The organism is Bacillus cereus group sp. BceL062, from assembly GCF_051780025.1.
Taxonomy (GTDB): Bacteria; Bacillota; Bacilli; order Bacillales; family Bacillaceae_G; genus Bacillus_A; species Bacillus_A toyonensis.
In genome coordinates this window covers 953,489-968,031 of record NZ_JBPWGY010000001.1, presented here as the reverse complement: position 1 = coordinate 968,031, position 14,543 = coordinate 953,489, and the positions used below count along the sequence as shown (strand labels likewise).

The window sequence follows — 14,543 nt, the reverse complement described above, 5'->3', positions numbered from 1 at the left end:
AAGAATTCTAACGATTATTTAAAAGCATAACTGTAAAATATAATCTCTTCAAATAGTAATCGAGGATTATAATTATAGTCGTAAGCACTCAAAAAGATGGCTTCGGTATAATTCCGGAGCCATCTTTTAAGTGCTTAATTTTTAACAATCATTTTATGTTTGAAGATTTACTTTCGTATCTTTTGATTACTACTTTTTTGGGCATGAAACTTGCGATAATCAAAGCTATAAAAGATAAGACTAACATAAACACGTATGCATCACTTGAGCTGAAGATAGAAGATAATTTTGTTACTTGCGTAGCTGTTATATTTCCATTCCCACTAGATAACTGTGATATGTGTGAAGTAGATTGAATTGTATACACCGTGATGATAACTGCTGTCCCAATCGCACCTGCTAATTGGCGAATTGTATTATTTACTGCTGAACCATGTGAACCCAGTTCTATTGGCAAAGCGTTTAAGCCGGCTGTATTTAAAGGCATTGAAATGAAACTTAACCCAATTCGTAAAATAATGGTACGAATCATTAAATACATATAAGTTGTGGAGTCGGTCAAATCAATTACACCCCACATCGAAATAATGACACAGATTAAACCGGTAATAAAGAGTGGTTTCGCTCCATATTTATCAAACATTTTGCCTGTGATAGGTGATAAGAAGGCGTTAATGACAGCTCCAGGTAATAGAAGTAAACCTGATTCAAATGCAGTAAAACCTCGTCCGTTTTGTAAGTAAATTGGTAATAGAATTAAATCTGCATACATAATCATCGTAATGAGTACGTTAATGACGGAAGTAAGAGTGAAAACTTTATATTTAAATACTGATAAATTCAATAATGGATTATTAGACTTTATTTGACGTAAACAGAATAAAGCTGTAACGATGATACCGATAGTAATTGTTATAATAACAACGGGATGATTCCATCCTTTACTTCCTGCACTACTGAATCCGTATATAACACAACCAAAGCCAATTGTTGATAAAATGACACTTACGATATCTAATTTTGCTTTTGTTGTATTTGCAACATTCATTAAATATTTAAGCGCGAGAATAATTACGATGAATATAAATGGAGCTAATCCAATAAATAGCCATCTCCATGATACATATTCAATAATAAAGCCAGATAAAGTTGGAGCGATAGCTGGCGCAAAAATTATAGCGAATCCGATGGTCCCCATAATACTTCCGCGTTTTTCACTAGGGTACAAATATAAAATAATAGTCATCATGAGTGGCATAATAATTCCTGCTCCAACTGCTTGAATCATTCTTCCTGTTAACAAAATGCTAAAATTCATGGCGCATGCACAGAGAACGGTCCCAATAAACAAAGAGAGCATTGAGCTAATAAATAGCTGCCTTGTTGTAAATCGTTTCATTAAAAATGCAGTAATTGGAACTAGAACACCATTTATGAGCATAAAGCCTGTTGATAGCCATTGCACTGTTGCAGCTGTTACATCAAATACCTTCATTAAATTACTCATTGCCACATTTAATAGCGTCTGATTTAAGGTTGATAAAAAACAGCCGGTAATGAGGACAACTAATATAATTTTTTTATTTCTTTCTGATATTTCCTTTTGCATTGGTAATCTCCTTCATTGTTACCTTGATTTATCGACATTGTGTCGATAAAATTAATGGTAACAAAATACGTTTTCTCTGACCATGAACAGTTTTGTTGAAAATGTTCACTACTCGACAGAGTAGATATGTACTGTCGAGAAAGTAAAGAGAAAATCTATAAAGGAGTTTCAAAATGTCTACACTTAAAAAAGAGGACCCTCGTACAGTTCGTTCAAGAGAAATGTTTAAAAATGCTGTTTTTTCTCTTTTATGTGAGAATCCTACTATTTCAAGCTTAACGGTTCAGAAAATCGCAACAAAAGCAGGATTAAATCGAACAACATTTTACTTACATTATCAAGATATTCAAGATTTACTAGACCAAATCAATAGCGAGATTTTAAATGAGCTTTCTAATAAAATTGTTGATTTAATACATGCAAAAGATTTATCAGAAAAACAAAAGCTAACACAATTGCTAGATTATTTATATATCCACCGGAATTTTTTATTTATATTATTTAAAATGAATCAATTTGAAGAACAATTATTTTTATTTTTAAAGCAATTAATAGAAACGAGAAGAGAGAATACGAAAAATAAATTACCTGATGATTATGTTGCAGTTGATATTAAAACAGCCTCTTTGGTAGGTATTATCATGTGGTGGATAAGGAATGGACTTCACTTTAGTTCAGATTATATAGCAAATCAAATATATTTAATGTATAAAGGATAATATGTTAGAATCAGTCATGTGTATTAATAAACGAAAATCATTATATTTAAGAATTGAAATTAACAGGAGATAGAAAAATAATTGTCTTGCAAGTAAAGGCTTATATATTTCAAATTTATAAAGTAAAAGTTTTATAGCAAGAAGGGGAGCAATTTATGGATTTTCAAAATGAAAAAGTAGCATTACATTTAGAGGTGGTGAGATACCAATTTAAAGATGCAAAAGAGGAGTGTGATAGAAATTGGCTTATAGTAAAAGCGAAACTGTCAGAAGGAAATAAAGTTTTTGAAACGATGGATCCTTTTCTACAAACTTTCGACTTACAGCATATGAAAAAATGGTTTCAATCATTACCGAATCCTACATATACCGAACTAGATTTCATAGAGCCTAATATAGCGTTTGAATTAATGGGGAAAAATGAAGGTGAGTTTCAAATTGTAGTCCGATTATCTCAGGAACTTATCCCTTCATGGTGTAAGGAAGAGGAGTACGAATTTTCTATAAGTATTACGCATGAGGACAGAGAAAAGATTATTCGTTTTATTGAAGAGCAACAAAGAAACTTTCCAAAACGTTAAAAAAGACTTGATATCCTACTAGAGGGAATCAAGTCTTTTCATTACATACGATTATCATGCCAGAAGTTTAATGGGAAGTGTTCGTTCTCATTATAGGCTTCTAATTCATATCCTTTTTCTTTCAGTCCTTTTATAATTCCAGGTACTGCTTTAACTGATTGTGGGTGAATATCGTGCATAAGGATAACTTCTGTTGGATTTGTAGCACCATGTAGAACGTTTTCTACAATTTTAGCTGATGCAGCATCAACTTGCATTTTGTTGTATCTCCAGTCTAAAGAATCAATTGTCCAATCCCAAACTTTCAACCCGTTTTCCACCACTTTGTTGCGAAGTGCTTCGTTTAATCCTGGCATTGAGCCGTATGATGGACGAGTTAATACGGGTGATTTGCCTAGAACGCCAGCGATTAAGCCTTGATCTTCTTTCATTTCATCTACGTAATGTCCTTCTGTGTATAGTTTCTTATAGTTATGAGTCATACTGTGCATCCCAACATAGTGGCCTTCAGCATCTTCACGTTTCACAAGATCAGGGAAAGCTTTCACGTTTGAACCAATTAGGAAGAATGTTGCTTTTGCATTTTCTTTCTTTAACATATCTAAAAGCTCAGCTGTGTATTTTCCAGGACCGTCATCAAATGTTAAGTAAGCGACTTTTCTAACTTGCCCATTATAGTGTTTTGGAGCTTCTTTCGGTGCAAGAGATGTTTGAATTTCACTTACAAATTGAACAGACTTTGCTTCATCTTCTGTACTTGCTAGAGCAGTATGTACCGATCCTAAAGCGGCCTCATATGTAAATAATACCCCAGCGCAAATCAACATAGCCCTTTTTACTAAAGTTGTCATTCGAATTCCATTGTGCATAATTTTCCTTCTCTCTATAAAAGTTCTACTCTACTATATTAGCAATTATAGGTAGGGAAATGCAAAAAAACTTTTTTACAACTGTAAAAAAGTTTGGTCAAAAATATGCAAGATTTTGTATCAACTGCATTCTTGAAAAATTGGAAGGTTTTAAACTTTATTATGAAAATCTTCAAGCATCAAATTTAATTCTTCTAATAATGATGCGGATGCTTTTTTTGGTGAACCTGTATCAAAAGGAGGCTGTGGGTCGTATTCTAACATGAGCTGAACTGCTTTACTCTTTTCATCTCCGAATTCCCAAGCCATCAACTGGAGAGCCATATCAATACCTGCAGATACACCAGCTGCTGTTATGATTTTTTCATGGCGAACGACTCTCTCTTCAGTTGGAATAGCCCCGAGAGAACGAAGTAAGTCAAAAGAGCTCCAATGACTAGTGGCTTTAACACCATTTAGTAGGCCAGTAGCACCTAAGATTAAAGAACCTGTACATACAGTTGTAGTCCATTTAGTAGTTTCATGTATTTGGAGAATCCAATTGAGAGTTTCTTCGTCCTCCATAAGTTGTTTAAAGTTAGGCGGGCGACATCCAGGAATAATAAGGATATCAGCTGAATTAACTTCAGTAAAATTATAATCGGCATGTAAATAGCCCATTTTTGAATCTAATTTAATTAAGCCCGTAGTTTTAGCAACAAACTTTATGTTGTTATTGCTTTCTGCTGCAAATACTTCGTACGGACCAATAGCATCTAATGCAGTAATCCCTTCATAGAGCATAATAACGATTTCCATTATAATCTCCCCTTAAGTTATTACAAATTTAATCTAGTAACGATTAAAAAAGAATTTATTCAATATTCTTTTTTATCGTTACTTTAAATATACTATACCCCAGATGTGTATTAGTTTATACTACTGTGTCAAACTTGTGACAAGAACTATGAATAGGTTCATTTATTTCGTATAGAGTTACTCTTTCATGTAATGATTGAAAAATTTAACTTACTAGATATTACGACTGAAAGTAAAATGTAACTTCCCAGAAAGAAGAAATATAAAATATAGTAATTAGACTAAAGTCTTAAATAGAAGGGGAATAATCGTACTTTCGTATGACTTCATTTTAGTCACAATTATTGATTTAATTATTTTCGTTTTTTATTAAAATATTGGTAAAGAATCAATTACATTTAAAAAGGGAGTGGGAATATGGTTCATTATATTTGCACGACATGTGGAGTTCAGTATCCCGAAAATAAAGAGGCACCTTCTCGTTGTAAAATTTGTAATGAGGAAAGGCAATATATGAATCCAGTGGGGCAGTCATGGACAACATTAGAAACAATGCAACATAGCAATTTATACAAAAATGAAATAATAAAAGAAGAAACTGGTTTGTATAGCATTACTACTAAACCTAAGTTTGCAATTGGACAAACAGCATTTTTAATACAAAGTAAAACTCTAAATGTTTTGTGGGATTGTATTAGTTATTTAGATGATAAAACGATACAACGTATATATGATTTAGGTGGTATTCAAGCAATAGCACTTTCTCATCCACATTATTACTCTACACAAGTAAAATGGGCGGAAACATTTCATATACCTATCTATATTCATGAAGATGATAAAGAATGGGTGGTCCGCCCGAGTAAGCAAATTAAATTTTGGTCTGGGGAACATTTGATATTATCGGAAGAACTTACATTGTATCGGTTAGGTGGCCATTTTAAAGGTGGAACTGTTATGCACTGGAAAAACGGTAATGAAGGGAAAGGTATTTTGTTATCAGGTGATATTATACAAGTAGTTTCGGATCGAAAATGGGTAAGTTTTATGTATAGTTATCCCAATCTTATCCCATTACCAGCGAATAAAGTTAGAAAAATGGCAGAGAAAGTAAAAGGAATCCAATTTAGTCGACTGTATAATGCGTTTCATGGTGTTGTGATGGAAGATGCGAATAGGGCTGTACAAAGATCTGCTGATCGATATATAAAGGCCCTACAAGGAGAATTATTTCATACGTAATAATATATATGGAAGAAATCGTTATTTTATCTCCATATTTGTATAACTAAGTTTATATGAATTTTATACTAAAGTCCTACTATGTATGAACGAATAGGTCTTTCAACTTAAGCAGTTCTCACACTAATGAGGGATATTAAACTAAATATATGTAACTTATAATGGCTACTATAAAGCTTTGGAAAATGAAAAGGAGGAGATTTGCATGAAGAATTGGGTTCAATTTAGAATTGCAAGACCAACAGATAAATTTGAAGAAGTTATAAGTTTTTACGAAACAGGATTAGGGTTAAAACGTATAGGGGAATTTCACAATCATGAAGGATATGACGGGGTTATGTTTGGATTACCGGGTGAAGAGTACCATTTGGAGTTTACTACGCATGTAAATGGAAGCCCATGCCCAGCACCGACAAAAGATAATTTACTAGTTTTTTATATGCCGAATAAAGATGAAATTGAAATAATCGCGAATCGGTTAAGTGAAATGGGCTACCATGAGGTGGAACCGGAAAATCCGTATTGGATAGAGAAAGGTACTACAATAGAGGATCCAGATGGCTGGAGAATTGTGCTTATGAATGCATTTGAATAAAGAAGTTCTTTTCGTATGTAATAGAGTGCAACAAAATGATTTAGACAAAAATCCCTACAACGTTTGTAGGGATTTTTTATAGGAAAATATAGTTAATAGCGTAATTGAAATATAGAAAGTATTTTGACTAAGAACAAATGTTATAAATATGATGTATGACGGAGGTATAAAAGTATGATAGTAAACCATTTTGAAGAGTTTTCTAAAAATGTTGGAAATACCCCTCTCATTAAATTAGAATGCGAAGAAACGAAGAATCTTTCAATCTATGCTAAATGTGAATGGCACAACCCTACAGGATCGATTAAGGATAGAGCAGCACTTGGAATGATCAATAAATATTTACAAGAAGCGAACAAAAAACAACATATTTTAGAGTATAGTGGTGGAAGCTTAGCGAGGTCAATTGGCTATCTTTGTTATTATTTAGGAATTGAATGCACGTTAGTGTTAAGTTCTGCAACTGGTCAATCTCTATTAAATGAACTCGAATATTATGGTGCTAACGTAATCTTAGTTGATAAATGTAAGGGGTTTTACGCTGTAATTGAGAAGACAATAGAGATTAGCAAACAAAAACAAGAGTTATACTTTTTGTTCCAACATTATAATAATGCAAATTTATTAAGTCATATAGAAGGAACAGGCCGAGAAATTATTGCGCAAATGAACGGAAAATCAATACACGCATGGGTAGCATCCGCTGGTACTGGTGGAACTCTAATCGGGGTCTATAAAGCAGTAAAGAAGTATACAAAAAATGTTGAGCTACATTTAGTAATGCCTGCCGAATTACCATATGGATCTGAACAACCGCCAAATGCTTTAAAGAAATATGCAGGATCAGGTGGATTCGGCCTAGGACGGAAACAACATTTCATAGAAAAGGAAGACAATTTGATAGAAAAGCAATGGACTTATTCATATGAAGAAACCTTGTATGAAATGGCCCGTTTTTATAAGGATACTGGTATGAAAATAGGAACGTCTGCGGCAGCAAATTTATTAGCTGCAAAACAACTAGGAAAAGAAAAAGGCGCGAATTTTAATGTAGTTACCGTTTTTCCGGATGCAGGCTCTATAGAAGAGTGGTCAGATGTAAAGAGTTTAGCCAAAATATAGCGGGGAAAAATTATTGAGAGAACGAACAAAGGTGGTTCCTTCGTTTATTTCTTATTTTATGGAAATTTGACACCATGAAAAACCTGTCTGTTTACAATGTACAGGTTTTTCATGGTGTGATTGCGTAGTATACAAAAAATTTCACATACCGTATTAAAAAAATAAATATAGGAAAATCAAAAAATAATGTAGAATATATCGTACATACCTATATGAAGTCAACAGAAAACATAAAAAGAGGTGGACATATGCTACTAGAAGAAGTCATGCAGCAACTAGAGGAATATGGAACGGAGCAAAATCGAAAAACGTATAAAAATCATGGGGCGAAAGAGCCGCTATTCGGAGTCAGTTTTGCGAATTTAAAATTATTAAAAAAGAAGATAAAAATAGATCATAATTTAGCAATTTCATTATGGGAAACAAAAAATATGGATGCAATGACTTTAGCAACGTATATTTTAGAACCGAAGAATGTAACATCAGATCAGCTGAATAGTTGGATTAGGGATGTTGATTATTATTGTTTAATGGACGTTCTTATGACAGCTATATGTACGTCGCCAATCGCGATAGAAAGAATGGAAGAATGGACGAAATCTGATGATGAATGGATTGGGAGAGCAGGTTGGTCATTATTAGCGAATATCGCAATAAAAAATAAAAAGTTAGACGATAACTTCTTCATGCCGTATTTAGAAGAGATTAAAGTTCATATACATAATGAAAAAAATAGAAAAAGAGAAGCAATGAATAGCGCTTTAATTGCGATAGGGATTCGAAATGAAGCTCTAGAGCAACAAGCAATTGAAATTGCTCGTGAAATTGGAAAAGTAAAAATTGATCACGGTGCAACGTCATGTAAAACACCAGATGCAGAACCGTATATAAAAAAGGCTCGAGAAAGAGCAGAAAAAAGAAAGTAAAATAAGCGAAGGAGAAAAGAAAATGAAACCAATTGAAGCGGCACAAAGCATAATTACATCACAATTTCCGAATTGTGATGTAGCTTTACTGGGAGGAAGCGTTGTACGAGGAGAAGCGACAAAAACATCTGACCTTGATATTGTTATAGTCGATCAAAGTTTGTCATCTTGTTATAGAGAATCCTTCTATAGTAATGGATGGCCCGTTGAAGTATTTGTACATAATTTTGTAACGTATAAAACCTTTTTTAAAATGGATTGTGATCGCGGGCGACCTTCTCTACCTCAATTAGTTTCAGAAGGAATTGTATTAAAAGGGGAAAGTGAAATTGTTGAGAAATTAAAAAAAGAAGCGAACGATTTACTAATTAAAGGACCAGATAAATGGACCGAAGAAACGATGAAACAGAAGCGCTATTTTATTTCGGATACTTTGGATGACTTCATTGGTGCATCAAAAAGAGAAGAAGAACTATTCATTGCTAATTTATTAGCGGAATTAATACATGAATATGTATTAAGAGTAAATGGCCAATGGCTTGGAAATTCAAAATGGTTTATTAGAGTTTTAAGAAGATATGATGACCATTATGCAGAACAATTTGTAGCGGCTTTTGATCATTTTTATAAAAACGGGGATAAAAATGTATTAATTAATTTTACAGAAAAGACGTTAGAACTATACGGAGGAAGAGTGTTCGAAGGATTTTCTATTGGCAAATAAAAAGGGGATAGTAAAATGAAAATACCATTCGTTCAATTAAGGGAATTGACATTAGAGGATGTAGAAGATCGATATCAATGGTCAGTAGATACAGAAGTGACAAAACACTTAGTCGTACCAGATCAATATCCTCCGTTCACTCGTGAAGATACGAGAAAATGGATTGAAGCATGCATAAGTCGAAAGAATGGTTATGAACAAAGGGCTATCGTTACAGAAAACGATATACACATTGGCTGGGTAGACCTTAAAAATTTTGACAAAACAAATAAAAATGCGGAACTAGGAATTACGATTGGGGATAAAGAGTATTGGGGAAAAGGGTATGGAATAGCATCTCTATATAGTATATTACAACTCGGATTCTTTGATTTCGAATTGGAGAAAGTTTGGATACGTGTAGATGAGGATAATTTACAAGCTAGAAAGAGTTATGAAAAGGCTGGCTTTGTTTGTGAAGGACTAATGAGAAATGATCGATTACGTCAAAAGAAGTTCATTCATCGCTATCGTTATAGTATGTTAAAAGAAGAATATCAATCTATAATTAGTGGTTTATAAAAATATTATGTAAATTAAAAAGGGGTAGAGATACATGATTCGATTACTTACGAAAGAAGATGCAAAAAAATATTGGGATTTACGTTTACAAGCATTACAAGTAAACCCAGAGGCGTTTATAACAACTTATGAAGAGGCGATTCGTCAGGAAAATCCTATTGAGCGAGTTGAAGGGAATTTAACATCTACTATTAGTTGTACACTTGGCGCGTTTAATGAAGAAAAATTAATTGGTGTAGTCACTTTACTAACGGAAGAGAAAGTAGCATATAAGCATAAAGGCCATATCGTTGCGATGTATGTAGACGCACAAAACAGACGAAACGGGTTGGCACGTGAGCTAATTGCAAATGCAATTCAAAGAGCGCGGGATATACAACTAGAGCAATTGACATTAGGTGTTGTATCTACAAACGAACCAGCAAAAAATTTGTACGAATCAATGGGCTTTAAAACATATGGAATTGAAAAAAGGGCTATAAAGATTAATGGTGCGTACAGTGATGATGAACATATGGTGCTGTTCCTTTAAAGGACGGAGTTTATCATGAAAGATCTTTATTTAGAAAAAAACATGAATCCGCAAGTAGCAATTTTGTATGCAACGGTTCGAGATACATATATACGATTGCGAAATTTAGTAGAAAGTACTGAAGAGAAGGAATTATCTTTTAAAGGGTCTGAAAATAATGAAAATAGCATCGGACAGCTACTTCAGCATTTAGCAGTTGTCGATTTACATTGGGTGTATCGCTTAAAGGAAGAAGAAGTTCCACTGGCACTAAAAAATAAATATGGGCCTATGTTGAATGAAGTGGGAGAACTGCCAGTTTTAAGAAAACACACGTTACAAGAGTTAATGCAAGATTATGAAGCAGTGCAACAATTGTTTTATCCCGCATTAACGGGCAGCCCGATTGGTTAAACTAATAATCAGTGGGGGATGAACAAAACCCCCACTGATTAAAGTTTCACTTTATGAAGAATGTATGAAACTAACAGAAAATGATTTAACACGGGAAGTTTTTTATGAAAAGGGCGAAAATGCGACAATAAGATGGGGCATATGGCATATAGCTGATCATAATCGGTATCATCAAGCGCATATTGGTCAGTTAAGAAAATTATATAGAGCTAGATTACATGTAAGTTAAAGTGCGTGAATTTTAATTATATTCATTTTGTTGTATAGTAATAAGAAGAAACTAAACAAGGGGTTTTATAATGAAAGCAATTGCAATAGGGATATTGGCATCATTTTTCTTTGCCTTTACCTTTGTTTTAAACCGGGCGATGGACTTAGAAGGTGGAAGTTGGATTTGGAGTGCATCATTACGGTATTACTTTATGGTACCAATGCTACTACTTATTGTCATGTATAGAGGCAACTTAAAGCAACTCTTTCAATATATGAAAAACAATCCGAAAGAATGGTTGGTATGGAGTATTGTAGGTTTTGGTCTTTTTTATGCACCACTTAGTTTTGCTGGCGCATTTGGACCAGGGTGGCTTGTTGCATCAACATGGCAAATTACGATAGTCGCAGGGATTTTGTTAACACCATTTTTTGCGGCAGACCCATTACATAAAAAACTTCCGATGAAAGAACTAGTAATGTCGGGTATTATTTTATTCGGTGTTGTACTCATGCAAGTAGAACATGCTTCTTCTTTAGGAATTCGTGAAACCATTTTATGTGTAGTTCCTGTTCTCATTGCGGCGTTTGCGTACCCTCTTGGAAATCGAAAAATGATGCAAGTATGTAAAGGGGAATTAGATGTATTCCAGCGAGTTCTCGGGATGACATTAGCAAGTTTACCATTCTGGTTTTTACTATCTGGTTACGAAGTATCAACAGGTGGATTACCGTCAAGTAGTCAAGTTTTTCAATGTTTTATTGTAGCAGTTAGTTCAGGTTTAATCGCGACAGTATTATTTTTCTTTGCGACAGACCTTGTGAAAGATGATTCGCAAAAACTAGCAACGGTTGAAGCGACACAATCCGGTGAAGTTTTATTTGCTTTAGTAGGAGAGCTTATTTGGCTTTCTGCTCCAATTCCATCTTCTTTATCTTGGGTTGGAATGAGTCTCGTTATTGTCGGAATGATACTGCATAGTTATGTGGCGGTCGTTGTGAAAAAAGAAGAAAAGATAACAGCGTAATGAGATTAGCTCTTTTTTATAAAGAGCTAATCTTTTTTCATAGAAAGGGGTGAAGATATGAATTTGCAACGTGTTGAACAAATTGGAAGGGATTCAATTTTAAATGTGCTACAGTATGCAGTCGGTCCAAGTGAAACAAGCTTAAAGAAAGCAGTAGTATTTTATCAAAGCAATAAAGGTAGATTATATAAATATGAAAAAAAGGCTTGTATAGGTATTGAAATAATCGGAGCAAATGAAGCGAGAATATGCCACATAGCAGTCGTTCCAGAATATCGTCATACAGGAATTGCGTTTCAAATGATAAGGGAAGTAGTAAGAATGCATCAATTGACTTATGTCGAAGCTGAGACAGACAATGAGGCAGTAGAATTTTATAAGAAAATTGGTTTTAAGGTTAAAAGTTTAGGAGAAAAATATCCAGGGATAGAAAGATTTCATTTGTATTTTAAAAATAAAACATATTGAATTAATCTGAGAATATAATATCCGGAATAGGAATTGAAGAGATAGTTCGTTTTTTATTTATCTGTTCTATTTTTAATAGAAGATCTTTCTTAGTTTTTGACGAAAACTTAAGAAAGATTGGAATGTTCATTTGATGTTAAGGAAGGAAGTAAAATATGGATAGATCAATAAATGATAGAACAATTGAAAAAAAGCGTGCAGTCTCATTGGATTTAGCAAGAGGCACTATGCTACTGTTAATCGTACTTGCTCATGCACCGCTTTACTTGTATGCAGCAGATCCTGGAATTATGCATAGAGTGGAAAGCAGTAGTTTCTTTGATCAAATTGTAAATCTTTTTGGTATATTCATAATTGATAACCGTGCAAGAGCAATGTTTGCCGTATTATTAGGCTACGGTTTAGTTCTAGCATTTGAAGGGCAAATATCAAAAGGGAAAAATGAAATTCAGGCTGTAAAAATAGTAAGAAAACGCTCCTTGTATTTAATACTGTTTGGGATTGTGTTAGCGGTCTTAATTGGAGGGCAAGATATTCTTATGGCCTATGGTTTAGCGGGTATTTTTGTTAGTCCACTATTAAAGTGTAAAATGAAAACATTAATTCGAACGTTTATAATTATCGCTATATTGTATACCATTTTTATTCCAATAATATGGGGACTTAATATGCAATCAATAGGTGATTATGGTTTTTCACCAGATGTTTCGGCAAAAGACACGTATCTTAGTACTACAATGATACGATTACTTTTCTTTCCTATTATACCTGTACTCATCCATTTTATGTTCCCAATTCTTCCTTCTATAATTCTTGGTTTATGGATTGCTAGATATAAGTTATTAATAAAACCAGAGCAACAGTTAAAAAAATTATATTTTATAACAACTATAGGATTAGCAATTTCTTTAATAGGTGCTTTGCCTTTATCTTTTATAGGGACTATATGGTATCCAACTGTATTTACAGCTGGAATGATAAATGGAATCCATATTTTAACTGGAATTGCTGGAGGATTAGCATATGCAACAGGTTTCGGGATAATAGGGAGTAGATTGAAAAATCCAGGGTACTTTAGCCTTGCATTAATCGCTCTAGGAAAACGTTCATTAACATTTTTTGTTTTAAATGAAGCACTGCTTGTTATATTTTTATCACCAGTAGCATTTGATTTAGGAGGGCATGTAAGTAACGCTTTTGCTGCATTGATAGCAATATGTATTTGGATATCGTCTGTCATAGTAGCTTTAATAATGGAAAAAAATAATCTTAATGGACCATTAGAAATTTTATTGAGACGTTTAGTATATAAAAAATAAATAAAGTGAAAGACGACATAAAACAAAATCGTCTTTCACTTTATTTAGGTGTACAGATAGACAATTCGGCTATTATAATATTTCATTTTCATTTAGGGAATAAATAGCATGAAAATATGTAAATATGCATATTGAGTATAGTTTGTAAAAAGTGATATTTGCATTATATAATATAGTTAAATGGAAAAATATAGATAAAAGAAATTAGGTGTATAGCACATGAGAATGGAAAAAAATAAATTTTTGAAAGTCGCTGCTTCAATTGGCGTGTCATCTTTTTTATTAACAGGTTGTGGTGACTATGAAGAAGAAAATGTACAACAAGAAAATACCGCTGTTAAAACGGATGGTGGGAAGCAAGGGAGCGAACAAGAACCATTAAATTGTGATGATAAAGCCCCAACTACTGAAAATGTAGAAAAAGATGAGTTATGCAAGGAAAATAATCCATCATTTTCATCGTATCAAGAAAACTCTCACTTACCGATATTACCGTTCGTAGCAGGATATTTATTAGCAAGTAAAACCTCAAATATGAACTATACAGCCAAACCAAATGTAATGAAGAAACCATATACAAACAATGTTCTTTCTTATCGTGAAAAAGATGAACGGAGAACTGGTGGCAGCGGTGGCGGAGGTTATTACGGCGGAACTACTAGCAACAACGATTCTTCAAAGAAAGTGGATTTAAATAAACAACAGCCCAATCCATCAAATAAAGTGACGCCAGATACAAATACATCTAAATCATCTACGACACAAACGCCGAAAGTAAATTCTGGTTCAAGTGGAATTGGGAACGCAAAAGCGCCGGCCGGATCATAAAGAGAAAGGATAATAGAGA

General features: G+C 33.6%; 16 protein-coding genes and 1 pseudogene. 14 read left to right on the top strand and 3 right to left on the bottom strand.

Annotation, left to right across the window (positions count from 1 at the left end; translation table 11 throughout):
- Positions 1–148: 148 nt before the first annotated feature.
- Positions 149–1,609 (bottom strand): DHA2 family efflux MFS transporter permease subunit, encoded by a 1,461-nt coding sequence (locus ACS2MN_RS04965; protein WP_198130395.1) that lies wholly within the window; start codon positions 1,607–1,609, stop codon positions 149–151.
- A 173-nt stretch (positions 1,610–1,782) separates the two neighbouring features.
- Here ACS2MN_RS04965 and ACS2MN_RS04960 point away from each other — a divergent pair, with 173 nt between their 5' ends.
- Both ACS2MN_RS04960 and ACS2MN_RS04955 read left to right on the top strand, forming a co-directional pair.
- The gene (locus ACS2MN_RS04960) at positions 1,783–2,328 is read left to right on the top strand and encodes a TetR/AcrR family transcriptional regulator (RefSeq protein ID WP_000105643.1); all 546 of its coding nucleotides are present in this window, start codon (positions 1,783–1,785) and stop codon (positions 2,326–2,328) included.
- A gap of 155 nt (positions 2,329–2,483) precedes the next feature.
- Positions 2,484–2,909 (top strand): WapI family immunity protein, encoded by a 426-nt coding sequence (locus ACS2MN_RS04955; RefSeq protein WP_000347501.1) that lies wholly within the window; start codon positions 2,484–2,486, stop codon positions 2,907–2,909.
- 41 nt (positions 2,910–2,950) lie between these two features.
- Here the strand turns inward: ACS2MN_RS04955 and ACS2MN_RS04950 are convergent, their stop codons facing one another.
- Both ACS2MN_RS04950 and ACS2MN_RS04945 read right to left on the bottom strand, forming a co-directional pair.
- Positions 2,951–3,778 (bottom strand): peptidoglycan-N-acetylglucosamine deacetylase, encoded by an 828-nt coding sequence (locus tag ACS2MN_RS04950; protein ID WP_000551438.1) that lies wholly within the window; start codon positions 3,776–3,778, stop codon positions 2,951–2,953.
- A gap of 150 nt (positions 3,779–3,928) precedes the next feature.
- Positions 3,929–4,576 (bottom strand): DJ-1/PfpI family protein, encoded by a 648-nt coding sequence (locus tag ACS2MN_RS04945; protein WP_000407027.1) that lies wholly within the window; start codon positions 4,574–4,576, stop codon positions 3,929–3,931.
- Between the two features lie 417 nt (positions 4,577–4,993).
- Here ACS2MN_RS04945 and ACS2MN_RS04940 point away from each other — a divergent pair, with 417 nt between their 5' ends.
- From ACS2MN_RS04940 to ACS2MN_RS04885, 12 genes and pseudogenes are all read left to right on the top strand, one after another.
- Entirely contained in the window at positions 4,994–5,818 is an 825-nt protein-coding gene (locus tag ACS2MN_RS04940) for an MBL fold metallo-hydrolase (RefSeq protein ID WP_000233818.1), read from the top strand.
- Positions 5,819–6,023: 205 nt separating this feature from the next.
- The gene (locus ACS2MN_RS04935) at positions 6,024–6,413 is read left to right on the top strand and encodes a VOC family protein (RefSeq protein WP_000800673.1); all 390 of its coding nucleotides are present in this window, start codon (positions 6,024–6,026) and stop codon (positions 6,411–6,413) included.
- A gap of 174 nt (positions 6,414–6,587) precedes the next feature.
- Positions 6,588–7,535 carry a PLP-dependent cysteine synthase family protein gene (locus ACS2MN_RS04930; protein WP_000636773.1) on the top strand — a complete coding sequence of 316 codons (948 nt, stop codon included), beginning with the start codon at positions 6,588–6,590 and terminating at the stop codon, positions 7,533–7,535.
- 248 nt (positions 7,536–7,783) lie between these two features.
- Complete coding sequence (locus tag ACS2MN_RS04925) at positions 7,784–8,461, top strand: DNA alkylation repair protein (protein WP_000923423.1); 678 nt, start codon at positions 7,784–7,786, stop codon at positions 8,459–8,461.
- A gap of 22 nt (positions 8,462–8,483) precedes the next feature.
- Positions 8,484–9,185 carry a nucleotidyltransferase domain-containing protein gene (locus ACS2MN_RS04920; RefSeq protein ID WP_000802436.1) on the top strand — a complete coding sequence of 234 codons (702 nt, stop codon included), beginning with the start codon at positions 8,484–8,486 and terminating at the stop codon, positions 9,183–9,185.
- 15 nt (positions 9,186–9,200) lie between these two features.
- A complete protein-coding gene (locus ACS2MN_RS04915; RefSeq protein WP_346994538.1) occupies positions 9,201–9,746 on the top strand; it encodes a GNAT family N-acetyltransferase in 546 nt (181 codons plus the stop codon).
- A gap of 34 nt (positions 9,747–9,780) precedes the next feature.
- Positions 9,781–10,278: a GNAT family N-acetyltransferase gene (locus ACS2MN_RS04910; RefSeq protein ID WP_000620331.1), complete on the top strand. Its 498-nt coding sequence runs from the start codon at positions 9,781–9,783 to the stop codon at positions 10,276–10,278.
- 15 nt (positions 10,279–10,293) lie between these two features.
- Positions 10,294–10,900, top strand: a pseudogene (locus ACS2MN_RS04905) (DinB family protein).
- A 70-nt stretch (positions 10,901–10,970) separates the two neighbouring features.
- Positions 10,971–11,909, top strand: coding sequence for a DMT family transporter (locus tag ACS2MN_RS04900; protein WP_098806227.1), 939 nt, complete (start codon positions 10,971–10,973; stop codon positions 11,907–11,909).
- Positions 11,910–11,966: 57 nt separating this feature from the next.
- Positions 11,967–12,377 carry a GNAT family N-acetyltransferase gene (locus ACS2MN_RS04895; protein WP_001053326.1) on the top strand — a complete coding sequence of 137 codons (411 nt, stop codon included), beginning with the start codon at positions 11,967–11,969 and terminating at the stop codon, positions 12,375–12,377.
- A 155-nt stretch (positions 12,378–12,532) separates the two neighbouring features.
- Positions 12,533–13,696, top strand: coding sequence for a DUF418 domain-containing protein (locus ACS2MN_RS04890; RefSeq protein WP_000376141.1), 1,164 nt, complete (start codon positions 12,533–12,535; stop codon positions 13,694–13,696).
- Positions 13,697–13,915: 219 nt separating this feature from the next.
- Positions 13,916–14,524 (top strand): hypothetical protein, encoded by a 609-nt coding sequence (locus ACS2MN_RS04885; RefSeq protein WP_001242215.1) that lies wholly within the window; start codon positions 13,916–13,918, stop codon positions 14,522–14,524.
- The last annotated feature ends 19 nt before the right edge of the window (positions 14,525–14,543 follow it).